At 51.0% G+C, this 22,838-nt stretch carries 23 protein-coding genes, 1 tRNA gene and 2 pseudogenes; 13 read left to right on the top strand and 13 right to left on the bottom strand.

Annotated elements, in window-relative coordinates; genetic code table 11:
- Window positions 1–10: 10 nt before the first annotated feature.
- A complete protein-coding gene (locus RSJ68_11845; GenBank protein ID WNU97069.1) occupies window positions 11–907 on the bottom strand; it encodes a LysR family transcriptional regulator in 897 nt (298 codons plus the stop codon).
- 122 nt (window positions 908–1,029) lie between these two features.
- Here RSJ68_11845 and RSJ68_11840 point away from each other — a divergent pair, with 122 nt between their 5' ends.
- Both RSJ68_11840 and RSJ68_11835 read left to right on the top strand, forming a co-directional pair.
- Complete coding sequence (locus RSJ68_11840) at window positions 1,030–1,431, top strand: DoxX family protein (protein WNU97068.1); 402 nt, start codon at window positions 1,030–1,032, stop codon at window positions 1,429–1,431.
- 96 nt (window positions 1,432–1,527) lie between these two features.
- Window positions 1,528–2,133, top strand: a complete 606-nt coding sequence (locus RSJ68_11835; protein ID WNU97067.1) for a nitroreductase family protein — start codon at window positions 1,528–1,530, stop codon at window positions 2,131–2,133.
- A 78-nt stretch (window positions 2,134–2,211) separates the two neighbouring features.
- Here the strand turns inward: RSJ68_11835 and RSJ68_11830 are convergent, their stop codons facing one another.
- A complete protein-coding gene (locus RSJ68_11830) occupies window positions 2,212–2,484 on the bottom strand; it encodes an oxidative damage protection protein (GenBank protein ID WNU97066.1) in 273 nt (90 codons plus the stop codon).
- A gap of 219 nt (window positions 2,485–2,703) precedes the next feature.
- On the opposite strand from RSJ68_11830, the gene RSJ68_11825 reads away from it, so the two are divergent.
- The 3 genes from RSJ68_11825 (at window position 2,704) to RSJ68_11815 (ending at window position 5,512) form a co-directional block, all read left to right on the top strand.
- A tRNA-Phe gene (locus RSJ68_11825) sits at window positions 2,704–2,779 on the top strand.
- Between the two features lie 430 nt (window positions 2,780–3,209).
- Window positions 3,210–3,950, top strand: a complete 741-nt coding sequence (locus RSJ68_11820; protein ID WNU97065.1) for a Slam-dependent surface lipoprotein — start codon at window positions 3,210–3,212, stop codon at window positions 3,948–3,950.
- A 122-nt stretch (window positions 3,951–4,072) separates the two neighbouring features.
- Complete coding sequence (locus RSJ68_11815; protein WNU98405.1) at window positions 4,073–5,512, top strand: porin family protein; 1,440 nt, start codon at window positions 4,073–4,075, stop codon at window positions 5,510–5,512.
- A 136-nt stretch (window positions 5,513–5,648) separates the two neighbouring features.
- On the opposite strand, the gene RSJ68_11810 is transcribed toward RSJ68_11815, so the two are convergent.
- The 5 genes from RSJ68_11810 to argG all read right to left on the bottom strand — a co-directional run bounded on the left by RSJ68_11810 (window position 5,649) and on the right by argG (window position 8,676).
- On the bottom strand, window positions 5,649–6,278 hold the full coding sequence (locus RSJ68_11810; protein WNU97064.1) for a DUF421 domain-containing protein: 630 nt from the start codon (window positions 6,276–6,278) through the stop codon (window positions 5,649–5,651).
- Between the two features lie 12 nt (window positions 6,279–6,290).
- Window positions 6,291–6,740, bottom strand: a complete 450-nt coding sequence (locus tag RSJ68_11805) for a DUF3290 family protein (GenBank protein ID WNU97063.1) — start codon at window positions 6,738–6,740, stop codon at window positions 6,291–6,293.
- Between the two features lie 95 nt (window positions 6,741–6,835).
- Complete coding sequence (locus RSJ68_11800; GenBank protein ID WNU97062.1) at window positions 6,836–7,051, bottom strand: hypothetical protein; 216 nt, start codon at window positions 7,049–7,051, stop codon at window positions 6,836–6,838.
- Complete coding sequence (locus tag RSJ68_11795) at window positions 7,044–7,259, bottom strand: DUF4177 domain-containing protein (protein ID WNU97061.1); 216 nt, start codon at window positions 7,257–7,259, stop codon at window positions 7,044–7,046. Before RSJ68_11795 ends, RSJ68_11800 begins: the two co-directional genes overlap by 8 nt.
- Before the next feature lie 73 nt (window positions 7,260–7,332).
- Entirely contained in the window at window positions 7,333–8,676 is a 1,344-nt protein-coding gene (gene argG / locus RSJ68_11790; GenBank protein WNU97060.1) for an argininosuccinate synthase, read from the bottom strand.
- Window positions 8,677–9,120: 444 nt separating this feature from the next.
- Between argG and RSJ68_11785 the strand changes: the two genes are divergently transcribed.
- A complete protein-coding gene (locus RSJ68_11785; GenBank protein ID WNU97059.1) occupies window positions 9,121–9,921 on the top strand; it encodes a competence/damage-inducible protein A in 801 nt (266 codons plus the stop codon).
- Window positions 9,922–9,989: 68 nt separating this feature from the next.
- Here the strand turns inward: RSJ68_11785 and RSJ68_11780 are convergent, their stop codons facing one another.
- Window positions 9,990–10,964 (bottom strand): glycosyltransferase, encoded by a 975-nt coding sequence (locus RSJ68_11780; protein ID WNU97058.1) that lies wholly within the window; start codon window positions 10,962–10,964, stop codon window positions 9,990–9,992.
- Between the two features lie 165 nt (window positions 10,965–11,129).
- Window positions 11,130–12,671: a murein biosynthesis integral membrane protein MurJ gene (gene murJ / locus RSJ68_11775; GenBank protein ID WNU97057.1), complete on the bottom strand. Its 1,542-nt coding sequence runs from the start codon at window positions 12,669–12,671 to the stop codon at window positions 11,130–11,132.
- Window positions 12,672–12,870: 199 nt separating this feature from the next.
- On the opposite strand from murJ, the gene RSJ68_11770 reads away from it, so the two are divergent.
- From RSJ68_11770 to RSJ68_11750, 5 genes and pseudogenes are all read left to right on the top strand, one after another.
- On the top strand, window positions 12,871–13,569 hold the full coding sequence (locus RSJ68_11770; protein ID WNU97056.1) for a thiol:disulfide interchange protein DsbA/DsbL: 699 nt from the start codon (window positions 12,871–12,873) through the stop codon (window positions 13,567–13,569).
- A 195-nt stretch (window positions 13,570–13,764) separates the two neighbouring features.
- Window positions 13,765–14,919, top strand: a complete 1,155-nt coding sequence (gene obgE, locus RSJ68_11765; protein ID WNU97055.1) for a GTPase ObgE — start codon at window positions 13,765–13,767, stop codon at window positions 14,917–14,919.
- A gap of 82 nt (window positions 14,920–15,001) precedes the next feature.
- A complete protein-coding gene (locus RSJ68_11760; protein WNU97054.1) occupies window positions 15,002–16,051 on the top strand; it encodes an AAA family ATPase in 1,050 nt (349 codons plus the stop codon).
- A gap of 684 nt (window positions 16,052–16,735) precedes the next feature.
- A pseudogene (gene cysS, locus RSJ68_11755) lies at window positions 16,736–18,154 on the top strand (cysteine--tRNA ligase).
- A 51-nt stretch (window positions 18,155–18,205) separates the two neighbouring features.
- Window positions 18,206–18,361, top strand: a pseudogene (locus RSJ68_11750) (cysteine--tRNA ligase).
- A gap of 83 nt (window positions 18,362–18,444) precedes the next feature.
- On the opposite strand, the gene RSJ68_11745 reads toward RSJ68_11750, so the two are convergent.
- Window positions 18,445–18,960 carry a DapH/DapD/GlmU-related protein gene (locus RSJ68_11745; GenBank protein WNU97053.1) on the bottom strand — a complete coding sequence of 172 codons (516 nt, stop codon included), beginning with the start codon at window positions 18,958–18,960 and terminating at the stop codon, window positions 18,445–18,447.
- Window positions 18,961–19,241: 281 nt separating this feature from the next.
- On the opposite strand from RSJ68_11745, the gene rpmE reads away from it, so the two are divergent.
- Both rpmE and RSJ68_11735 read left to right on the top strand, forming a co-directional pair.
- The gene (rpmE, locus tag RSJ68_11740; protein ID WNU97052.1) at window positions 19,242–19,457 is read left to right on the top strand and encodes a 50S ribosomal protein L31; all 216 of its coding nucleotides are present in this window, start codon (window positions 19,242–19,244) and stop codon (window positions 19,455–19,457) included.
- A 168-nt stretch (window positions 19,458–19,625) separates the two neighbouring features.
- On the top strand, window positions 19,626–21,278 hold the full coding sequence (locus RSJ68_11735; GenBank protein ID WNU97051.1) for a glycosyltransferase family 39 protein: 1,653 nt from the start codon (window positions 19,626–19,628) through the stop codon (window positions 21,276–21,278).
- A gap of 216 nt (window positions 21,279–21,494) precedes the next feature.
- On the opposite strand, the gene RSJ68_11730 is transcribed toward RSJ68_11735, so the two are convergent.
- From RSJ68_11730 to RSJ68_11720, 3 genes are read right to left on the bottom strand one after another with little or no spacing between them, the layout of a single operon-like run.
- On the bottom strand, window positions 21,495–21,983 hold the full coding sequence (locus RSJ68_11730) for a TlpA disulfide reductase family protein (GenBank protein WNU97050.1): 489 nt from the start codon (window positions 21,981–21,983) through the stop codon (window positions 21,495–21,497).
- Entirely contained in the window at window positions 21,980–22,366 is a 387-nt protein-coding gene (locus RSJ68_11725; GenBank protein ID WNU97049.1) for a thioesterase family protein, read from the bottom strand. Before RSJ68_11725 ends, RSJ68_11730 begins: the two co-directional genes overlap by 4 nt.
- A complete protein-coding gene (locus RSJ68_11720; protein ID WNU97048.1) occupies window positions 22,366–22,728 on the bottom strand; it encodes a VacJ in 363 nt (120 codons plus the stop codon). The genes RSJ68_11725 and RSJ68_11720 overlap by 1 nt, the downstream gene beginning before the upstream one ends.
- Between the last annotated feature and the right edge of the window lie 110 nt (window positions 22,729–22,838).

Below are 22,838 nucleotides of genomic sequence, written 5' to 3'. Positions count from 1 at the left end.
TCCCCAATCCTCATTCCCCTTCCGCAGAAATCTTCTCGTTCAGAAAATCGATAAAACTGCGCACCTTCGCGCTCAAAAACGCCCTGTCCACATAAACCGCGTTTAATTGCTCGGTCCGCACCCGATATTCCGGCAGCAGGCTGACCAACCTGCCTTCCTTCAAATCCTGTCTGGCTGACCACAGCGGCTGATAGGCGATGCCCGCGCCCGCCCTGACCAATTCGCGGATCATCAGCGTATTGTCGCTTTGAATCACCGGATTGAGCGTCAGAATACTTTTTTCGCCCGTTTCCCGATGGGTGATTTCCAAATTGCGCTGGTCGGTGTAGGTCGGCAGGATGGCGGGATGGCGCATGACTTCTTCGGGCGTTTGCGGCGTGCCGTGTTTCGCCAGATAGTCGGGCGAGGCGAGCAGGACGAATTGGATTTGCGCAAGCGGCTTGACGATAAGCGAGGGCGACAGGGTTTTTGCCACGCGCAAGGCGAGGTCGAAGCCTTCGGCAATCAAATCGACGTGGCGGTTATCGAGTACCAAATCGAGCGTGACTTCGGGATAGCGTTCGCGGTATTCCGCCAGCCAGTTGCTGATTAAATTGCCCGCAAACCAAAGCGGCATGGTTACGCGCAACATGCCCTGCGGCGTGTCTGCCCCGCCTGCCGCCTTTTGCGCGGCGGTATCGAGCGTATCGAGCGCGTAGCTGCATTGGCGGTAGTATTCTTCGCCCGCTTCGGTCAGGTGGAGGTTGCGGCTGTTGCGGTGCAGCAGTTTGGCTTTAATCGAATTTTCCAGATGGCTGACGTGTTTGCTCGCCATCGCGGTGGAAATATCAAGCTGCTCGGCGGCGCGGGTGAAGCTGCCGCTTTGGACGACTTGGCGGAAAACTTTGAGGCTGAACAGGGTATCCATCTTTTCTTTTGGGGAAACGTTGTATCAATAAAAGCAGTATATATCTACTGGCAGTAATTATCTATACTGCCCAGATAAGATTAGTTTTCATTTCGTTCTTACATTTTGATTAGGAGTATGCCATGTCTGCAACCTGCGCCCGTATCCAACCTATTTTATTGTCCATTTTGCGTATCGTAACCGCCTACCTCTTCCTCTTGCACGGTACGGCAAAATTCTTCGGCTTCCCGACCGCCATGGGCAGCGGCTCGCCCGAAGGCTTGATGCTGGTGGCGGGTATTTTGGAAATCGTCGGCGGCATCATGTTGATTCTCGGAATGTTTACCCGTCCTACCGCCTTCGTCCTGTCCGGTCAGATGGCGGCTGCCTACTTTATGGCACACGCTGCCAAAGGTTCGGCGCTGTTCCCGCTTGCCAACGGCGGCGAATCGGCAGTCTTGTTCTGCTTCGTGTTCCTCTATCTCGCAGCAGCCGGCGGCGGCTCATTGGCATTGGACAACCTGATTGGCAAAGACAAAGCCTGATGTACCCAAAGGTCGTCTGAAAACAAGCAAAGCGGGTTTTACGAATAGATTTCCAAACCCGCCAACCGATTAAACATCAATCAAAGGAAAAACAACATGACTTATCAAACCTTGCAACAAGCGGCAGAAACCCGCCGTTCCATTTACGCGCTGAATAAAAACCTGCCCATCAGCAACGAAGAAATCAGCGAAATCGTCAAACATGCCGTCTTACACACGCCTTCTTCCTTCAACTCACAATCCACCCGCGTCGTCGTCCTCTTCGGCGAAGAACACGGCAAAGTGTGGCAATTCGTGGAAGACGCATTGCGCGCCATCGTGCCTGCCGAACAATTCGAACCGACCGCGCAAAAATTAAATCTGTTCAAAGCAGGCGCGGCGATCATTTTGTTCTTCGAAGACCAAAACGTCGTCAAAGGCCTGCAAGAGCAGTTTCCTTCTTATGCCGCCAACTTCCCCGTTTGGGCGGACCATGCGAACGCGATGACGCAATACGCCGTCTGGACAACGCTTGCCGCCGCCGGCGTGGGCGCGAACCTGCAACACTACAACCCGCTGCCCGACGCCGCCATCGCCAAAGAATGGAACCTGCCCGAAAGCTGGCTTTTGCGCGCGCAAATGGTTATCGGCGGCATCGAAGCGCCTGCCGGTGAAAAAGCCTTCGAGCCTGTGGAAAACCGTTTGAAAGTATTCGGCGCATAATTGCCCGTCAAACAAAAAAGGTCGTTTGAAAACCAACTTTGGTTTCAGACGACCTTTGTCATTCAAAACAGCTTGCGCTTATTCTTGCGGAGGGACATAGCCCTGAACAGCATCCGCCCCGTCTCCGAAGAAATACTGCTCCATCTGTTGCGCCAAATATTCGCGCGCGCGCGGGTCGGCAAGGCTCAGGCGGTTTTCGTTAATCAGCATGGTTTGATGGCGCGTCCACGCATTCCAAGCCTCTTGGGACACATTTTCAAAAATACGCTTGCCCAGCTCGTTGGGCAGTGGCGGGAATTTCATACCTTCGGCCTCTTTGCCGAGTTTGACGCAGTGAACCATACGGGTCATGGCGGCTTCCTTCATGATGGTGTTTCAGACAGCGCGTATTTTATCGTATTGCCTATTTATAGGAAAGGCTGCGAAAAATGGGCAAAACCTGCCAAATACGCTGCTTTTTAATCCAATATAAAACATATGTTTATAAAAATAATATATGGCGCATCGAAATAAACCTTGCGTTAAAACGCCGTTTTTGGTTTAATGCACATCTCGCAACGAAACAGCGAAGGCCAGATAGCTCAGTTGGTAGAGCAACGGATTGAAAATCCGTGTGTCGGCGGTTCGATTCCGCCTCTGGCCACCAAAACAAACCGCCTCAGGCGGTTATTTTTTTGCCTATTTCCTAGATATTATTTCTCAATTTAAAAAGTCGTCTGAAACAAATTCTACGGGTTCTGCCGAAAGAAATGTTCAGACGACCTTTCCCCTTCTTTATGAATCATTTCAATTAATCCATCACCAAAACATCTCAATAAGGACAGATTAAATTGCGGCGTGCGGCAACACCAGCCGTGGTTACTATACTTCTTAACTAAAAACAAACATTCTTATCCTATTCTTATCTCATTCCAACGTTCTCCAAAACATCCGCTAATTCTCCTCTAACACTCCCCCTCTAGAATGATGTTCAGAAAAAAGAAAAACAAGTCTCCTCACATAACGATAGTCTGCTCACACTGACACGGACGGAACATCATTTTCCCCACCATCGTTTTTCCCCTAAGGAGCGTATCATGAAACTGAATCTGCAAAAAACCACCGCTGCTGTTTTGGCTGTTTTGTTCAGCGCAGGCGTATTTGCCGCCAACAATGCCTACAATCCATTTGATTACAGTTACCAAAACCACAAATACGGCAAAAAATGGGGCAAACCCGCATCTGAAGCCGAAGGCGAAAAAGTGATGAAACACGCTGCCTACCGTTCGGGCGTGCACTACACCAACGTCAACCGCATGCCCGGCAATGTAGACCGCAACGGCGTGAAAACCGTACAGGTCAACGACGCATACACCCGTCAAAACCTCGGCCGCTATGCGTTCAATACCATCAAGAGCGGCGGCTCGGAAGTGTATTACGGCGAATGGGTCGGTAAAGAATACGCCAAAGGCACCAATCGCGGCGTTTTCTACTCAGGCGACAAACGCGCTACTTCTATGCCGGTATCAGGCGTAGCCAACTACGCAGTTAAAGGTATCAACAACTACACCGGCAACAACCCGATGGTCGGTACTTTGCGCGCAGACTTCGGTCAACGCGTCTTGGCAGGTTCTATGAAGAACAACGCGGTCAACATGGATGTCCATGCCCGCATCAAACCGTCCAGCGCATCGTTTGAAGGCTATGCCCGCGCCAACGGCCACTTCGGTAAAACCGAAGGCCACTTCTTCGGTCACAACGCAAGCGCGCTGGCCGGTGTTGCCAAATTTAAAACCAACCGCAACTTGGATACAGCATACGGCGGTGTAAAACGCTAAAATCCGTAGTTAAGTAAAATGAGTTAAGTAAAATGAAAGCCTGCTTCACGCAGGCTTTTTTAAACACCAGCCCGCCAACCTTCTCAAGGTCGTCTGAAACCGCCGACCGGAAAGCCGACACCATGTACAAACCGTCTGCCTGCCTTATCCTCTTTCTCGCCGCCCCCGTCCTTGCCGCGCCACGCTCCGACTTTTCAGACGACCGTACCGCGCAACGCCTGTGGCAGGATACCCGCCAAACCATGCAGGAACAGGAACAAAAAGTGCGCGAATACCGCCTCGACATTCCCGCCGAACACATCGGGCAGACAGCCGAAACCGACCCCGAAGCCGACCAAGGCGAAGCCCTGTTTAACGCCGTCAACCGCAGCGACTGGCAAACCGTGCGCCCGCTGCTTGAGCGTTATACCCAGCAAACCGAATACGACCCCGACATCGCCCTCTTTGCCCGCGCCTCGCTCGCCCGCGGCGAAGGCAGGTGGAAAGATGCCAAACAAGACTACGAAACCCTGCTGCAACGCCATCCCGACTTCACGCGCGGACGGCTCGATTACGCCCGCCTGCTCTTTGAAGGTCGTCTGAACCGCGAAGCCACTTCCGAATTTATGCGCCTGCAAAACGAAGACCTGCCCGAAGCCGTCAAAGAAAACATCGGCCATTTCCGCGACTCTCTAAACCAACGCCAAAGCTGGCAGGGCAGCCTTTCCGTCGGCGCCGTCCACAACAGCAACATCAACGAAGCCAGCGGCAAAGTGTGGTGTAAAACCGAAATCGACGGCGAATGCTGGGAAGAGTTTTCAGGCGACCAACCCATTTCCGCCAACGGCATCAAATACGAAGCCGCCGCCGTCCGCCGCTGGCAGATTAAAGGACATCACGGCATCGCCGCCCGCGCGCTCGGCTACGGCCGCTTCTACCGCGACCATAAAGACTTCAACGAACACACGCTCAACCTCAGCGCCGGTTATCAGTTTGAAAACCACCGCCACACATTCGCCCTCGCCCCGCTTGTCGAATGGAACGGCAGCGGCGGCAAAACCCTCAACCGCGCCTACGGCGTGCGCAGCGAGTGGAACCTCGACAAAGGCAGTTGGACGTGGAACACCGAAGCCGAGTGGAAACACCTCTCCTATTCCGACAAAACCCGCCTGCTCGACGGCAGCCTCTTCTCCGTTTACAACACCCTGTCCTACTTCCCGCGCAACGACCTCATGCTCTACGGCGGCATAGACTGGCAGCAGCGCAAAGCCAAAGAACCCGTGGACAGCTACCGCCTCATCTCCGCAAGGCTGGGCGCGGCAAAAATGTTTGAAGCCGGCTTCGACGCCTCTGCCTCCGCCTCCTTCGGCATCCGCAGCCACCGCGAAGAAAACGCCGTCCTCGAACAACGCCGCCGAGACAAAGAACAAACCTACCGCCTCAGCATAGGCGCGGACCGCTGGAAATTCGCCGGCCTCAAGCCCGTCCTCAGCTACAAACACCGCCGCGTCCACAGCAACACCGACTGGCTGTACAGCTACAAACAAAACGAAGTCGGTCTGTCGCTGGTCAAATTGTTCTAACGCGGGACGCAGAAACACAAAGGTCGTCTGAAATTCAGTTTTCAGACGACCTTTTTTCTTTTGACTCTATTCGAGCATTGGATTAACGGTAGGTTTATTGCGAAAACCTATCCAAACACAACCTTCATTTTCACCATCAAGGATAAGGGTGTGCCACCAATTTCCCGTCGATGTATTCGCCGATATAGACTTTCGAAGCATCAAGATGGAGGCGGTCAAGTTCCTGTTGCAGCCACTCGTCGTCGCGTTTGATGATTTCTAAGATGTCATGGTCGATTTGCCCGTCGGTAATCAGGGGGTAACGCAGGCTTTCGTCGCCGTACTGAATGACGGCGAGCTGGCCGTTTTGCTCCATGACGGCGCGTTTGACGGCAGAGATTTCGTAGATGCCGGCGGCACGGAGCTTAAACATCAGGTCATGTGCGCTGATGCCGTTTTTCATACATTCTTCGGTTTGGATTTCGCCGTTGACGATGACCCAGACGGATTTGCCGTCAATCACGGATTTGACCCAGTGGTTGTGGTTTTTGATGAATTTCAGACTCAAGACCAACAGCGTCCACAAAATCAGCACGAGGAAAAACTGTAAAAGCCCGACGCTGTCGCTGTAAATCACGCCGCCGATGATGCCGCCGAGAACATAGTTTTGCACTTGATCCATGGCGGAGGTGGGGGCGAGGTTGCCTTTACCTAAAAGGTTGATTTGCAAAACCAAACCTAAAATTCCCATAAGGAGTTTGAGGGCAAGGAGGGAGTATGCTTCCATGAGTGTGTCCTGTTATTCTTTGTCGATAAGTTCGATGTTGTTGTTGACCAGATTGATGGGGGTCAGGGTGTAGGCGGAGAAGTCTTGATTGAAATGGACTTCGTAGTATTGGTTTTTGATGCCGACGATCATGCCGTTGTATAGGTGCGTGCTGTTGACGCTGATGTCGCGCTTTTCCACTTTTTGGTTTTCAATCAGGGTATTGAGAAAACCGACCATGCGCGAGTTGTCCGCGGCGAAGTTTTGGCGTTCGCTGTATGAGAGGTATTGGATGCCGCTGATGAGGATGAGCAGCAGCAGGGCAATAATGCTCAGGTCGCGGTATTTGGTGTCCATGCGGTGGCGCAGGTATTGCGATACGGCGAGCAGCAGGACGACGAGCGCGGCGAAAATGAGGACGTATTTCAAGTAGTCGTTGAAATACATATGGTTTTCAAGATAAAAGTGTGTGAAGAATTTCATGATTTCAAATGATTTGAGGAAATAGTGGGGTCGTCTGAAAACGGTTTTTCAGACGACCTATTATGGTTTGGATGCAGGTTTTATCCGGAGCCGCATCAGTTGATAAACCCGTCGTCTTTCATTTTCTTTTCGGAAAAATACTGACTGCACACCAGCAAGGCAGCGAGGATGATGACAAACAACCCCGCCATGGTCAGGGTAATTTTGAAGAATAATTCTGCCTCGATAAAAGAAAACCAAAGTTGCAGAATCAGCAGCAACACCCAGCCGACAAACAGCCCGAGACAGGCATAAACGCCGAGTTTAAACACGTTCCCGCTCCAAAATGACGACGTAGGCTTCACGTCTGAAAAATAAGAGCATACGGCGTTGATCTTTTTCCATGGTTACGACACGCCAACCTTCGGGAGTTTGGCTGTTGAGAAACGCGCTGAATTTGACGGGATTGACTTTGGCTGCGCCGAAAACCAGACTGGACAACTGGTTTTCCTGATAAATGACGACTTTGTATTCTTTCATAGGATTCCCTTTAACATAAGGGATCATCTTTTCAGACGACCCCTTAAGTTGCTAATGATGAAAGTAGCAAACCTTATTTCTTATTGCCCAACTGCGGCAATACCGAACCTTCGCCCAGCGACAACAAGCCGCTTTGCGAGTAGATACCCAGTTTGGCGCGGGTGTCGGTGATGTCGAGGTTGCGCATGGTGAGCTGACCGATGCGGTCTAGCGGGGTGAACGCGGCGTCTTCGACTTTTTCCATGCTCAGGCGTTCGGGTTGGTAGGTCAGGTTGGGCGATTCGGTGTTCAGAATCGAGTAGTCGTTGCCGCGGCGCAATTCAAGGGTTACTTCGCCGGTAATGGCTTTGGCGACCCAGCGTTGGGCGGTTTCGCGCAACATGAGGGCTTGGCTGTCGAACCAGCGGCCTTGGTAGAGCAGGCGGCCGAGGCGCAGGCCGTTGATGCGGTATTGTTCGATGGTGTCTTCGTTGTGGATGCCGGTAACCAAGCGTTCGTAGGCGATGTGGAACAATGCCATGCCCGGGGCTTCGTAGATGCCGCGCGATTTGGCTTCGATGATGCGGTTTTCGATTTGGTCGCTCATGCCCAAGCCGTGGCGGCCGCCGATGCGGTTGGCTTCGAGGAAGAGTTCGACGGGGTCGGCGTATTCTTTGCCGTTCAGTGCAACGGGCACGCCTTCTTCAAAGCGTACGCTGACTTCTTCGGGTTTGACTTCGACGCTTTCGTCCCAGAAGGCAACGCCCATGATGGGTTTGACGATTTTGATGCCGCTGTTGAGGAATTCCAAATCTTTGGCTTCATGCGTCGCGCCGAGCATATTGGAGTCGGTGGAATAGGCTTTTTCAACCGACATTTTGTAGTTGAAACCGTTGGCAATCAGAAATTCGCTCATTTCGTGGCGGCCGCCGAGTTCGTCGATAAATTGTTGGTCGAGCCAGGGTTTGTAGATTTTCAGCGCAGGATTGGTCAAGAGGCCGTAGCGGTAGAAACGCTCGATGTCGTTGCCTTTGTAGGTGCTGCCGTCGCCCCAGATGTTGACGTCGTCTTCCTTCATGGCGGAAACGAGCATGGTGCCGGTAACGGCGCGGCCCAAAGGCGTGGTGTTGAAATAGGCGATGCCGCCGGTGGAAACGTGGAACGCGCCGCATTGGATAGCGGCGATGCCCTCATGTGCCAACTGCGCGCGGCAGTCGATTAGGCGGGCGTTTTCCGCACCGTATTCCATCGCTTTTTTAGGAATGGCGTTGTAATCGTCTTCGTCGGGCTGACCGAGGTTGGCAGTGTAGGCATAAGGCAGCGCGCCTTTAAGTTTCATCCACAACAGCGCGGCAGAAGTATCGAGGCCGCCGGAGAAGGCGATGCCGACTTTTTGACCGATGGGGAGGTGTTGCAGGATAGTATTGTTTTGGCTCATAACAATTCTTCGGACTTAAAAGGGGTTATTAAAAATACCTTAACGGTTGAAACCCCGCCCTTCAGGGCGGTAGAATCAGAGACTGTTTGGGAGAAATGCAACCTCTTCCAAATCAGGGCGATACATAGGGCTGCGCTTTGTGTGTAGTCCTGTGTGTTGAAACATTATCTTATAAATAGAACACATTGTCAGCCGTCAAGGTCGTCTGAAAATGAGCCTTGCCCGTTTTGCTGAAAATCTTTTCAGACGACCTTTAGGCCATCCGCAACCCGACTCCCTCCCCTGTGGGGGAGGGTTGGGGAGAGGGCACAGACAGCAGCCCTTAAGCAAACACTGCCTGAAAAACGCAAGCTCAGCCCTCTCCCTAACCCTCTCCCACGGGAGAGGGAATAAATTACAGCACCATCAATATTTTCAGACGGCATCGGTAAAGAAAACCTATCCATGAACGCTTTCAACCTCATCATCATCGGCGACGAAATTCTGCACGGCAGCCGCCAAGACAAGCATTTCGCCTTTTTCAAATCCCTGCTGGAATCGCGCGGGCTGAAGCTCAATCAGGTGCAATATCTGCCCGACGAACCTGATTTGCTGGTCAAACAACTGCGCCGCAGCTTTTCAGACGGCCTGCCGACTTTCGTTACCGGCGGCATCGGTTCCACGCCCGACGACCATACCCGCCAAGCTGCCGCCGCCGCTTTGGATTTGCCCGTCGTCCGCCATCCCGAAGCCGCCAAGTTCATCGAAGCCGTTACCCTTAAACGCGGCGAACCGCTTGACGCCCCCGAACACGCCCAGCGCCTGAAAATGGCGGATTTTCCTGCAGGCGCAGAGCTTGTGCCCAACCCGTTCAACAATATCGCCGGATTTTCCATCCGCGAACATTATTTCTTCCCCGGCTTCCCCGTGATGGCGCACCCGATGGCGGAATGGGTTTTGGATACTTATTACGCCGACCGCTTCAACCAAACCGAACGCGGCAGCCGCAGCGTGTATGTGTTCGGTCAGCCCGAATCGCGCGTCGCGCCGATTATGGAATACGTCGAACGCACCTACCCGGGCGTGCGCTCTTACAGCCTGCCCAGCGTCGGCTGGCAGAATGCGGACGGAACTGCGGTCAAACCGCATATCGAATTCGGCATCAAGGCGGAAGGCGAAGCGTGCCGCGATTTGGATAAAGCATGGGACGAAGTATTGCAGCGTTTGAAGGATTTGGGCGCAGAGTTGAAAGATACGCCTGATTGAAGCGTAGGATGAAATAAAAAGGTCGTCTGAAACCCTGTATTGGTTTTCAGACGACCTTTTTGAGTCTGTCAATCTTTTGCCATGATCTTGGAAGCCGCCAGAAGCTTTAACAGCAAACGGCTGCGGAATACATGGCACAAAAGGCGTACGTCGCGGCGGCGGTTGAATTTGCTGGGATAGCCCGCCATTCGGAAATCGTAGCCGTTTTCTTCCAGCCTGCGGAACAGTTCGTCCGTAGAAACACCGCTTTTAAGCATCGAAACCAAATGGATGAATTGGAAGGAATCCCGTATTTCCAATAACCTGCGGGCAACTTTGGGCGGCTGCCCAGGCGTAGTGAGCAGGCGCGTATATTCCCTTACTGCCAAACCGATATCGTCGAGGTATTTCTTCGTCTGCTCGGGCGTACGCTTGCTGCGCATGGCGGATTCGGGGTTATCGACATAATCATAAACAACGGTATTGCTGGCAATGACGGTTTTGCATTGCAAAAAATACTCGGTCAAAAATACGCCGTCTTCCAAATATTTCATGCCTTCGATAAATTTCAGACCTGCTTTTTCCAACAGGTTGCGTTTGTAGATATACGCCCAAACGCACGACCAAAACGGATAGCGGTCCATATAATCCGCTAAACCGATAACCTCATCCTCATTGGCAGGATAGCGCGCATCAACATTGAATTGGAGTATATCCGCATCGGAACGTTTCATTTTTTCAACCAAATCTGTCATAAGCGGCGGATCAACATTGTCGTCATGATCCATAAACATCACATATTCCCCGCGCACTTTGGACAAACCGATATTGCGCGCCCTGCTGACTCCGCCGTTGGGCGTATCAATCAACTGCGCCTGCAATTCGGGATGTTCATTGAAAAACTGCCTGAACTGCGCCGATGTATCATCGGTAGATCCGTCGTTTACAACAATAAATTCCATCCCTTCGACAGCCTTATGCAGACCCGCAAAATGACGGCACAAACCTGCCACAAATTTCCCGCCGTTATAGACAGGAACAATTAGTGAAACATTTATCGGCATAAATCTGCATCCTGATGAGTGGTAAACGACTAAAAATAGACATCTGCGATGTATTTAAGTTTCAAAAACGATCCCGGCGATGATGATAATTTTTGCAAAAGGTCGTCTGAAAACCATATTTTAAGGTTTTCAGACGACCGACCTTATTTAACGTTTCAACACCCTCTAATGCGTTTCCACCCGTTTGAAGTCTCTCGGTCTGAACCCCAGCGCAGCCAACGAAACGAAATACAAACCGCCGCCTATCGCAATCAGGATGCACAACTGCCCTGCTTTGCGCAAACCGCCGACATGCACCCACTCAAACGGCAGGTAAGTCTGCGCCGCCCACAATCCGCCACCCATCACGACAAGCGACAGCAGCATTTTACCTAGGAAACTCCCCCACCCTTTACCGGGTTGGTAAATACCATGTTTGCGCAACAGGTAAAACAACAATCCCGCATTGATACACGCGCCCAAACCGATGGCAAGCGAAAGCCCGACGTGTTTCAGAGGGCCGATAAAGGCAAGGTTCATCAACTGCGTGCAAACGAGCGTGAAGATGGCGATTTTGACAGGCGTTTTGATGTTTTGCCGTGCATAGAAACCGGGTGCCAACACTTTAATCATGATTAAGCCGATTAAACCGAAAGAATAGGCAATCAGCGCATGTTGCGTCATCTGCGCGTCAAACAGCGTAAATTCTCGGTACATAAACAGCGTCGCCACCAGCGGGAACGACAATACCGCCAACCCGACCGCCGCCGGCAGGGTCAGCAGCATACACAGTCGCAAACCCCAGTCGAGCAGTCCGGAAAACTGCTCCCTATTCCGATTGGCTGCATGCTTGGACAAAGTCGGCAGCAAAATCGTACCGAGCGCCGCACCTAAAACACCGCTGGGCAGCTCCATCAGGCGGTCGGCGTAATACATCCACGAAACGCTGCCCGATTGCAGATAAGAAGCGAAAATCGTGTTGATCACCAAAGAAATCTGCGCCACGCTCACGCCCAAAATCGCAGGCGCCATCTGTTTCATTACGCGGTTGACCGCCCTATCTTGAAAATTCAGCTTAGGCAGTTTCAAAAAACCCAGTTTCGCCAGCCAAGGCAGTTGGAAGCCGAGCTGCAAAATTCCGCCGACAAAAACTGCCCAAGCCAGCGCGGTAACGGGCGGATCAAAATACGGTATGAAATACAGCGAAAAGACGATAAAAGAAATATTCAAAAACGTCGGCGTAAACGCGGGAATGCTGAATTTATGATAAGAATTCAGTATCGAACCGACAAAAGAAGACAACGAAATCAATAAGATATAAGGAAACGTAATCCGTAGCAAATCGATAGAAAGCTGGAATTTGTCCGCATCCTTGGCAAAGCCGGGCGCGGAAGCCCAAATCACCCAAGGCGCGGCAAGAATACCCAGAGCGGTAACGATCACCAGGACAAACGACAGCATCCCCGCCACATGGCGGATAAACGCCTCCGTCGCTTCTTTCGAACGCGTTTCCTTATATTCCGCCAAAATCGGCACGAACGCCTGGGCAAACGCCCCTTCCGCAAATATGCGGCGCAGCAGGTTCGGCAGTTTAAAAGCCACAAAAAAGGCGTCGGTCGCCATACCTGCACCAAACGCTCGGGCAATTACCGTATCGCGCACAAATCCAAGTATGCGCGACACCATCGTTAAGCTACCGACCTTGGCCAAAGCCCCTAACAAATTCATCCGTTTTATTCCTTCAAAAGTCCAGACGTCGTCTGAAAGCGCGTATTGTACGACAGAATCGAACAGAACACTTTTTCAGACGACCTCTTTCAACACCATCATTTCCCTACATGAAACTGTCTTTTTCACATCAAACCATATATCAAACCGCCAAAATGCAATAAAATCTCCCATTTAACCAAACTATCACGGAGTAAACATGAAACTGAAAGCCTTGGCTCTTACCGCCGCCCTGCTGGCCCTGACCGCCTGCGAAAACAAAGCCCAAACCAGCGTCCCCGCCGACAGTGCGCCTGCGGCTTCAGCAGCCTCCGCTGCGCCTGTCGCTTTAGTTGAGGGGCTTAACTACACCACACTCAGCACGCCTATTCCCCAACAGCAGGCAGGCAAAGTCGAAGTCCTCGAATTTTTCGGCTACTTCTGTCCGCACTGCGCCCACCTCGAACCCGTTTTGAGCAAACACGTCAAAACCTTCAAAGACGACACCTACCTTCGTACTGAACACGTTGTTTGGGGCGATGAGATGAAACCGTTGGCGCGCCTTGCTGCCGCCGTCGATATGGCGGTCGCAGACACCAAAGACATTGCAAACAGCCATATCTTTGATGCTATGGTTAATCAGAAAGTCAAACTGCAAGACCCTGAAACCCTCAAAAAATGGTTGGCCGAGCAAACCGCTTTTGACGGCAAAAAAGTCCTCGCCGCCTACGAATCCCCCGAAAGCCAAACCCGCGCAGACAAAATGGCAGAGCTGACCAACACCTACAAAATCGACGGCACGCCCACCGTCATTGTCGGCGGCAAATACAAAGTCGAATTTGCCGACTGGGAATCAGGTATGAAAACCATAGACCTGCTTGCAGACAGAGTACGCGAAGAACAAAAAACTGCCAAATAATCCCCAAAAAGCAAACAGCCGTCCGAAACCGCGATTTCAGGACGGCTGTTTTCACAAAACATCCGGCAAAAAACCAAGCGGGACAGAGAAACGGGCGCACATCCCCCATATCCCTTATAATATCCCCCATTCCCATTTTTTCAGACGACCTACGACACAAAAGGTCGTCTGAAACCCAAAATACAAGAGAACACCATGAAATTCATCGACGAAGCAAAAATCGAAGTCGCCGCAGGCAAAGGCGGTAATGGCGCAACCAGTTTCCGCCGCGAAAAATTCGTACCGCGCGGCGGTCCCGACGGCGGCGACGGCGGCAAAGGCGGCAGCGTGTGGGCAGAAGCCGACGAAAACACCAACACCCTCGTCGAATACCGCTTCGTCAAACGCTACCAAGCCAAAAACGGCGAAAAAGGTCACGGCTCCGACCGCTACGGCGCAGGTGCGGACGACATCGTCCTCAAAATGCCCGTCGGCACCCTCATCCGCGACCTTGACACCGACGAAATCGTCGCCGACCTCACCCACCACGGCCAGCGCGTCTGCCTTGCCAAAGGCGGCAAAGGAGGTTTGGGCAACATCCACTTCAAATCTTCCGTCAACCGCGCGCCCAAACAATCCACGCCCGGCGAAGAAGGCGAAACCCGGTCCCTACAACTCGAACTCAAAGTCCTCGCCGATGTCGGCTTGTTAGGCATGCCCAATGCCGGTAAATCCACCCTGATTACCGCCGTATCCGCCGCGCGCCCCAAAATCGCCAACTACCCCTTCACCACCCTGCATCCGAATTTAGGCGTCGTGCGCATCGACGAAAACCACAGCTTCGTCATGGCAGACATCCCCGGCCTGATTGAAGGCGCAGCAGAAGGCGCAGGCCTCGGCCACCGCTTCCTCAAACACTTATCGCGCACCGGCTTGCTGTTGCACGTCGTCGATTTAGCTCCCTTCGACGAAACCGTCAACCCAGCCGAAGAGGCACTCGCCATCATCAACGAATTGCGCAAATACGATGAAGAACTTTACGGCAAACCGCGCTGGCTCGTGCTGAACAAACTCGACATGCTCGACGAAGAAGAAGCCCAAACGCGCACTGCCGCCTTCCTCGAAGCCATCGGCTGGGACTACCCGAAACCAGACGACCGCTTCCAATTTGACATGGAAACCCCGCGCCTCTTCCAAATCAGCGCACTGACCCACCAAGGCACGCAGGAATTGGTACACCAAATCAACCAATACCTGACCGAGAAAAAACGCATTGAAGCTGAAAAAGCGGAGGCGGAACAAGCGGCGGCAAATACTGAGATTGCCGAGCAGCAGCCTAAAACGGATACAGGCGTATTTAAACCGGAGTAAAAAAGAAAGGGGTTCAGACGATATTTGTTCTACAAAAAGGTTGTCTGAAACAATTTTAAAGCAAGATTGAAATGGATTAAAAATGTCATCTAACCAATATATCCAGTCGCTTGAGTTGACAAACTTTACCGTTCTTCCAAACGATACTTTCGAATTTTCTGAAAATCTCAATGTTATTGTTGCCGAAAACGGTTGTGGCAAAACACATTTGTTAAAAATTTTATACAGCCTGCTAGAAGTAACATCTAACACCAAAAACAGATTACTGAAAACAGAATTGCAAAAAAGTTTTGCCGATAAATTACTGAATGTTTTCCGTCCCGATTCCTTGGGCAGGTTGAGCAAACGTTTGCAGGGGCGTGGACGTACGGAAATTGTTTTAAAACTGCAAAACGGTATTACGCATAGTAGGCTGAATTTCTCTAGCAATTCATCATCGCAAGTCAATATCGAAAGTATCGGGCTGAAAGAAAGTGAACATACTCCGACGCCTATCTTTTTACCCAGCCGTGAATTAATTACACTTTGCCCTTGGTTTACTTCTTTGTATCAAAACCAAAGCATCCCTTTCGAAGAAACTTGGTTTGATACCTGTATGCAATTAAATCACCCGCTTGCCAAAGGTCCCAGAGAAACCAAAATTCGAGAATTACTTGAACCTCTTGAGAACGCAATGGGAGGAAAAGTATCTGAAGAACAAGGAAGGTTTTATCTATCGCTGACAAACACGGGCGGTAAGATTGAAGCACCTTTGGTAGCAGAGGGTTTGCGGAAATTTGTCATGATTGCCCGGTTAATCGCAACAGGGGCATTGCTAGATAAAGGCTATCTATTTTGGGATGAACCGGAAGCTAATCTGAATCCTAAATTGATCAAAGTGGCTGCCCGTATTATTTGGTCTTTATCTCAACAAGGCATTCAAGTCTTTATTGCGACACACTCTTTATTCCTATTGAGAGAATTGGAACTTTTGAATTTTGAAAATAAAACAAATTTACCTGTACGTTTTTTCTCATTGGTTGCTTCCGATGATGGAACAAAAGTAGAACAAGGGGACAGCATTAATGATTTGGATACATTGATATTGTTAGATGAAAGCATTATGCAGGCAGACAGGTATCTGAATATTTGAGGTTAGGCTATGACCATAATCAAAGAAAAGAGATTAACTTTTACTTTTCCTGAAGATTACCGTGCTACCAAATATGATAATTGGGAACATTATGAAATTTTTCAGAACAGTTGTAATTTACGTAACAAAATTGATACAAATGAAAAAGGGAAAAATGGGATAGATCAAAGTGTGGATAACGATAGTGGCAGCTCAGGTGTAGATATAATAGCTCTTCATGAATCGACACTTTGGCTAATTGAAATCAAAGATTATTACCAACTTGAGTTTGAGCCAAATTCTCAATCAATAGATGAAAAATTATCTGACCTACCATATTTAATCGCAAGAAAAATTCGAGATTCATTGGCAGGATTGGTTTCCGCTAAATTTAAAGCAGAAAAGCAGGAGGAAAAAGATTTTGCTCACTCAGCTTTAAATTGCAACGAAATAAAAATAGTTCTTCATATTGAAATGCCTAGTAGTATAAGCAAACTTTCTCCTTCTTCATTAGATATAGCCTCATTAAAAGTTAAGTTTAAAACATCAAAGTTTACAAAAACATTTGAGAATTGTTATGCAAAACCAATCTTCACGAATATCAAACATATTAATAACGGGCAACCGTGTGATATTCCTTGGTCTGTATCTACAGGAACAGAACAGCAATCATCATCCGAGCAACAAAGATCAATCCATAATCCTATGACCACCATCTACAACACCCTGACCCGCCAAAAAGAACCCTTCACCCCCATCGACCCTAAAAACGTGCGTATGTACGTTTGCGGCATGACTGTTTACGACTACTGCCACTTAGGCCATGCCCGCGTGATGGTTGTGTTCGACATGATTGCCCGCTGGCTGCGCAAATGCGGTTATCCGCTCACTTATGTACGCAACATCACCGACATTGACGACAAAATCATTGCCCGTGCGGCTGAAAACGGCGAAACCATCGGCGAACTGACCGCGCGCTTCATTCAGGCTATGCACGAAGATGCCGATGCTTTGGGCGTATTGCGTCCCGACATCGAGCCGAAGGCGACGGAAAACATTCCGCAAATGATTGCCATGATTGAGACCCTGATTCAAAACGGTAAGGCTTATCCTGCCGCAAACGGCGACGTTTATTACGCCGTGCGCGAGTTTGCCGCTTACGGACAATTATCAGGTAAATCGTTGGACGACCTGCGCGCAGGCGAGCGTGTGGAAGTCGATGGTTTCAAACGTGATCCGCTTGATTTTGTGTTGTGGAAAGCCGCCAAAGCAGGCGAACCGGCATGGGAAAGCCCGTGGGGCAAAGGTCGCCCGGGCTGGCACATCGAATGCTCCGCCATGAGTGAAAACCTGTTCGGCGATACCTTTGACATCCATGGCGGCGGCGCGGATTTGCAGTTCCCGCACCACGAAAACGAAATTGCCCAAAGTGTCGGCGCGACAGGCCATACCTGCGGCCACGACCACGCTCAAACCCACCACGGTCAAAGTATCGCCAGCCACGTCAAATACTGGCTGCACAACGGCTTTATCCGTGTGGACGGCGAAAAAATGTCCAAATCGCTGGGCAACTTCTTCACCATCCGCGAAGTGTTGAAACAATACGACCCCGAAGTCGTGCGCTTCTTCATCCTGCGCGCCCACTACCGCAGCCCGCTGAATTACTCCGACGCGCATCTGGACGACGCAAAAGGCGCATTGACACGCCTGTACACCACCTTGAAAAACACCCCTGCGGCCGAGTTCGAATTGTCCGAAAACGCCAACGACTACACCCGCCACTTCTACGCCGCCATGAACGACGATTTCGGTACGGTCGAAGCCGTTGCCGTGCTGTTCGAACTGGCAGGCGAAGTGAACAAAACCAATGATGCGCACCTCGCCGGCTGCCTGAAAGCCTTGGGCGGCATCATCGGCCTGCTGCAACGCGATCCGACCGATTTCCTGCAAGGCGGCGCGGTTTCAGACGGCCTCTCCAATGAAGAAATCGAAGACTTAATCGCCCAGCGGAAACAGGCGCGCGCGGATAAAAACTGGGCAGAGTCCGACCGCATCCGCGACCTTCTGAACGAACACAAAATCATTCTGGAAGACAACGCCGGCGGTACGACTTGGCGGCGGGGAAAACCAAACAAATTGACTTTTAAAGATGTCTATAAAATCAATCCTACTAGCCTCTCTAATGAAGAAATCAAAGATTGAATCGCCCAGCGCAAACAGGCACGCGCGGATAAAAACTGGGCGGAGTCCGACCGCATCCGCGACCTTCTGAACGAACACAAAATCATTCTGGAAGACAACGCCGGCGGTACGACTTGGCGGCGCGGCTAATTTGCTTTGATACGAAAAAAGGTCGTCTGAAAACATTTTCAGACGACCTTTATATATTTGATTGGAAACCGTGATGTGTGTACTTAATCTTCTAATAGGTTCTTCTTGATGACCGCAGGATTCCCAGCGGCGACGCAATACGGCGGCACATCTTTGGTTACCACAGCCCCTGCGCCGATGACTGCTCCTTTACCTACCCGGACTCCGCCCATAATAATCGCGCGCCGTCCGATCCAAACATCATCCTCAATCACAATCGGATTGATTTCCGTATAGCCCTCATATTTCAAAGTTTCACGATTAAACTTGTGATTATTGGAATAAAACAAACATTCCGGCCCCATCATGACATTATTTCCTATCGTCAGACCGTAACATATTTCGCAATTGACACCGACCCCCGAGTTATCGCCGATCACCGTATCCGGCATGACATACGCACCTTTTTCAATATTGACGTTTTTGCCGATATGAGGCGACACTCTCTTTGCCAAAAAACCACGGACTTTTTTAGCAGGCGTGCCTAAAACACGACAATACGATGGCGGCAGCAAACCGCTGACCACACGCAGAATCAAACCATTTATTTTTGCCTTCATTCCTATACGGTCCCTCATTCGATAAATATATGCCATCAGACCTATATTTTGCATAAAGTTCAAGAATAAAGCAAAAATTCTTAAAAAATTACTCAAATAAACAATACGATAAATAATTCAGCACCTTATTATCCCAATCATCATTTCAAGAACACAAAAAAATGCCGACAACCTCTCTCGGGCAATATCCTCTTGACGGAACAGAAAAAAACAGCGAAAATCCGACTCTTGTCTGAAGCATAGGTACATCCCCTATGCCCGCTTAACCGAAAGGAAACAAAATGAAACAAGGTATCCACCCTAATTACCACGAAATCAACGTTACCTGCTCTTGCGGTAACAAATTCGTCACCAAATCCGCGCTGGAAAAAGACAGCTTCAACATCGAGGTTTGCTCTTTGTGCCACCCGTTCTACACCGGCACTCAAAAAATCGTCGACACCACCGGTCGCGTGGACAAATTCAACAACAAATTCGGCAACCTGTTCAAACGCTAATCGCCGCTTTGCTGAAATAAAAAGACTGCATTTTATGCAGTCTTTTTTGTTTTATACGTCGTCTGAAAATGCATTTTCGCCAGATTAAAAACCAAACCCCTCCTTTCAGACGACCTACCGCCGAATCTTTGCTAAACTACACGAAAATACGTTCAACCCCTCAAAGCTATGCTCACTTACACCCCGCCCGATCCGCGACAACCTGCCAAAACCCATGAAAAACCCTGGCTCTTGCTGCTGATGGCATTTGCCTGGCTGTGGCCGGGCGTGTTTTCGCACGACTTGTGGAATCCCGCCGAACCCACCGTCTTTACCGCCGTCGAAGCCTTAGACGCAGGCGCGACGCCGTTGGTCGCCCATGTGTTGGGGCAGCCGGATTTTCAGATTCCGCCCGTCTATTTGTGGGTGGCGGCTGCGTTCAAACACCTGTTGTCGCCTTGGGCGGCGGACGCTTATGATGCCGCGCGGTTTGCGGGCGTTTTCTTTACGATTATCGGGCTGACCGCCTGCGGTTTTGCCGGATTCAACTTTTTGGGCAGGCACCACGGGCGCAGCGTCGTCCTCATCCTGATCGGCAGCATCGGGCTGCTCTCGGTCGCACACTTCCTCAACCCTGCTTCGGTCGCCTTTGCCGCGTCGGGCATGATATTGTGCGGCTTTTCGTTGGCGCAACGCCGCGTCATTACCTCTTCCCTGTTGCTGGGCGGCGGCTGGGCGTTGCTGTCGCTCTCATCGGGCTATCTGATGACCGCCGCACTGATGTTTTTAGCCCCCGCCCTGTTGCTCGATGAGAAATGGCGCGTCAAACGCTATTACCTGACGCTGGTCGGTGCATTTGCCATCGGACTGCCGCTCTTGACGGTTTATCCGCTCATTTTCTCCAGAACCCAGCCCGAACTGTTTTCCATCTGGCTGCAACACCACTCGCTCGGCGCATTCGGTGGTTTGGGTGGTTTTCAGACGACCTTCAGCCTGTTCTACTACCTGAAAAACCTGCTCTGGTTTACCCTGCCCGCATGGCCGCTCGCCGCATGGACGTTAAGCCGCCCCCGCATCCGCGAAAAAAACTGGAGCGTATTGTGCATTTCGTGGTTCCTCATCGTCCTCAGCATACTCGCCGTCAGCCCGCAACGCCTGCAAGACAACCTCGTCTGGCTGCTGCCCCCGCTCGCCCTGCTCGGCGCGGCGCAACTGGACGGACTGAGGCGCGGCGCGGCGGCGTTTATCAACTGGTTCGGCGTTATGGCATTCGGATTGTTCGCCATCTTCCTGTGGACGGGTTTCTTCGCCATGAACTACGGCTGGCCTGCCAAACTCGCCGAACGCGCCGCCTATTTCAGCCCGTATTACACGCCCGACATCGACCCGATACCGATGGCGGTCGCCCTGCTGTTTACCCCGCTGTGGCTGTGGGCGATTACCCGCAAAAACATCCGCGGCAGACAGGCCGTCACTAACTGGGCGGCAGGCGTTACGCTGGCGTGGGCATTGCTGATGACCCTGTTCCTGCCGTGGCTTGATGCCGCCAAAAGTCACGCGCCCGTCGTCCTCCAAATGGAAGCCGCCCTCTCCCCCGAACTGAAACAACGGCTTTCAGACGACCTCGAATGTATCAGCATAGCCGCCGAAGACCGCCGCACCCGCATCGCTTGGGCGCAATACAGAGACTTGAAACCCCACATCGACGACGCTGCCTGCCGCTACCGTCTGGTGCAGCAACCTAAAAACACCGACGCGCCGCAAGGTTGGACGAAAATCTGGCAGGGCGCGAGACCGAGAAACAAAGTGGAAGGCTTCGCCTTACTGGAGAAAGCGGAATAACTTAGCCTACACATGAATGACAAACGTCGTCTGAAAACCTGTATTTTAGATTTTCAGACGACCTTTTAAATCATCTAAGGTTATGAAGAAAGGCACACAAAAACAATATTGCCGAAACTGCTGTCATTTTCGCATCAATCAGCATTTGTGCAAAATGAATCAACGCGTTATCCCAATAAATACATAAGGGCGCATCATTGCGCCCTTTTTTGATTGCTATTTCGCCAATTCTTTGTCGATTTCCTGATAAAGCGCGGCAAAGTCCGGCTCGCCGACAAAGGTTTTCAGGATTTCGCCTTTTTTATTGATCAGGAAAGAAGTCGGGTAAACCTGCGTACCGAACGCTTGGGCGGCGGCTTTATCGGCATCAAACATGACGGTAAAAGGCAAGCCGTATTCTTTGACGTATTGGTTTACGCTTTCCAGCGGGTCTATCGGCTGGGCAATACCGAGGACTTGGAAGTCTTTGCCTTGATAATCTCTGGACATTTTGATGACTTTGGGCATTTCGCTGACACAGCCCGGGCAGGAGGGAAACCAGAAATTGATGAAGCTGACTTTGCCTTGCAAATCGGCATTGGACACCGGTTTGCCTTGCAGGTCGGACAAAGAGAATGCGGGAGTAGGTTTGTTATCCGGAATAAGGACGATGGCAAGCAGCGCACCGATAATGGCGACTGCGGCAATGGTAATGAGTTTTTTCATGCTTCGGCGTATTGTTTTAAAAGAGTAAAGAGAGGTTCGGGAATGCTGATGCTCCGCCCGCTTTCTGCGCTGACAACCATCAGCGTACTTTCGGCTTCGACGGCATTTTTACCGCTGGGCAAAACGATGTTTTGAGTGAGGATAATATGGCGCGAGGTCAGCTCTTTCAGACGACCTTCAAAACGCAATATGTCGCCATCGACGGCGGCACGGCGATAACGGATGTCGATGCGGACAACCACCAGCATCAAGCCGTCGATTTCGGACAAGAAACCGTGTTCCTCAAAAAATGTCCAGCGCGCTTCTTCGAGAAATTCGAGATAGCGCGCGTTGTTGACATGACCGTAGCCGTCAAGATGGTAATTGCGGACGCGGACGTTCATCAGTTCAGATTAAAGGGTTGAAAGGCTTCACGGGCGAGCGGTTCGTGTTCGAGGTCGGTAATGACGGTGGAGAGCTGTATGTCGAACCATTCGTTGAAAATATCGGCGTCCAAATCAGGCCATTCGCTTTCATCTTCGCACCAGTCGGCAAGTTCGGCAGCGAAAATATCTTCAAACCGCGCTTCGATTTCGTCCCAAACTTCGTCGGCGGTTTCACACGGACGGACGAGGTAAGAATTGGCATCGGCTTGAATGTCTTCAAGCGTCAAACCGTCAAGATGATTACCGGGCAGGGTTTGCAGCCAGTTCCAAAAAGGATCGAGCGGGATGAGCAGGAAGACGCTGCGGTTGACTTCGTACATGATGTTTTCCTTGGTTTCAGATAAGGGAATGATATAGCAAAGGCCGTGCAAACGCTATCTTTGCGGACTGCCACATTCTTTGCAGACTTAAGCGCCCCGCCTTATTCATG

The sequence above is a fragment of the Neisseria sp. DTU_2020_1000833_1_SI_GRL_NUU_006 genome (assembly GCA_032388755.1).
Lineage (GTDB): Bacteria > Pseudomonadota > Gammaproteobacteria > Burkholderiales > Neisseriaceae > Neisseria > Neisseria sicca_C.
This window is presented reverse-complemented; position numbering and strand designations above follow the sequence as displayed.

What these genes read in the sequence shown, in the direction of transcription:
- RSJ68_11845 (WNU97069.1), bottom strand. Translation starts at nt 907, where the DNA reads ATGGATACCCTGTTCAGCCTCAAAGTTTTCCGCCAAGTCGTCCAAAGC.
- RSJ68_11840 (WNU97068.1), top strand. Translation starts at nt 1,030, where the DNA reads ATGTCTGCAACCTGCGCCCGTATCCAACCTATTTTATTGTCCATTTTG.
- RSJ68_11835 (WNU97067.1), top strand. Translation starts at nt 1,528, where the DNA reads ATGACTTATCAAACCTTGCAACAAGCGGCAGAAACCCGCCGTTCCATT.
- RSJ68_11830 (WNU97066.1), bottom strand. Translation starts at nt 2,484, where the DNA reads ATGACCCGTATGGTTCACTGCGTCAAACTCGGCAAAGAGGCCGAAGGT.
- RSJ68_11820 (WNU97065.1), top strand. Translation starts at nt 3,210, where the DNA reads ATGAAACTGAATCTGCAAAAAACCACCGCTGCTGTTTTGGCTGTTTTG.
- RSJ68_11815 (WNU98405.1), top strand. Translation starts at nt 4,073, where the DNA reads ATGTACAAACCGTCTGCCTGCCTTATCCTCTTTCTCGCCGCCCCCGTC.
- RSJ68_11810 (WNU97064.1), bottom strand. Translation starts at nt 6,278, where the DNA reads ATGGAAGCATACTCCCTCCTTGCCCTCAAACTCCTTATGGGAATTTTA.
- RSJ68_11805 (WNU97063.1), bottom strand. Translation starts at nt 6,740, where the DNA reads ATGAAATTCTTCACACACTTTTATCTTGAAAACCATATGTATTTCAAC.
- RSJ68_11795 (WNU97061.1), bottom strand. Translation starts at nt 7,259, where the DNA reads ATGAAAGAATACAAAGTCGTCATTTATCAGGAAAACCAGTTGTCCAGT.
- argG (WNU97060.1), bottom strand. Translation starts at nt 8,676, where the DNA reads ATGAGCCAAAACAATACTATCCTGCAACACCTCCCCATCGGTCAAAAA.
- RSJ68_11785 (WNU97059.1), top strand. Translation starts at nt 9,121, where the DNA reads ATGAACGCTTTCAACCTCATCATCATCGGCGACGAAATTCTGCACGGC.
- RSJ68_11780 (WNU97058.1), bottom strand. Translation starts at nt 10,964, where the DNA reads ATGCCGATAAATGTTTCACTAATTGTTCCTGTCTATAACGGCGGGAAA.
- murJ (WNU97057.1), bottom strand. Translation starts at nt 12,671, where the DNA reads ATGAATTTGTTAGGGGCTTTGGCCAAGGTCGGTAGCTTAACGATGGTG.
- RSJ68_11770 (WNU97056.1), top strand. Translation starts at nt 12,871, where the DNA reads ATGAAACTGAAAGCCTTGGCTCTTACCGCCGCCCTGCTGGCCCTGACC.
- obgE (WNU97055.1), top strand. Translation starts at nt 13,765, where the DNA reads ATGAAATTCATCGACGAAGCAAAAATCGAAGTCGCCGCAGGCAAAGGC.
- RSJ68_11760 (WNU97054.1), top strand. Translation starts at nt 15,002, where the DNA reads ATGTCATCTAACCAATATATCCAGTCGCTTGAGTTGACAAACTTTACC.
- RSJ68_11745 (WNU97053.1), bottom strand. Translation starts at nt 18,960, where the DNA reads ATGAAGGCAAAAATAAATGGTTTGATTCTGCGTGTGGTCAGCGGTTTG.
- rpmE (WNU97052.1), top strand. Translation starts at nt 19,242, where the DNA reads ATGAAACAAGGTATCCACCCTAATTACCACGAAATCAACGTTACCTGC.
- RSJ68_11735 (WNU97051.1), top strand. Translation starts at nt 19,626, where the DNA reads ATGCTCACTTACACCCCGCCCGATCCGCGACAACCTGCCAAAACCCAT.
- RSJ68_11730 (WNU97050.1), bottom strand. Translation starts at nt 21,983, where the DNA reads ATGAAAAAACTCATTACCATTGCCGCAGTCGCCATTATCGGTGCGCTG.
- RSJ68_11725 (WNU97049.1), bottom strand. Translation starts at nt 22,366, where the DNA reads ATGAACGTCCGCGTCCGCAATTACCATCTTGACGGCTACGGTCATGTC.
- RSJ68_11720 (WNU97048.1), bottom strand. Translation starts at nt 22,728, where the DNA reads ATGTACGAAGTCAACCGCAGCGTCTTCCTGCTCATCCCGCTCGATCCT.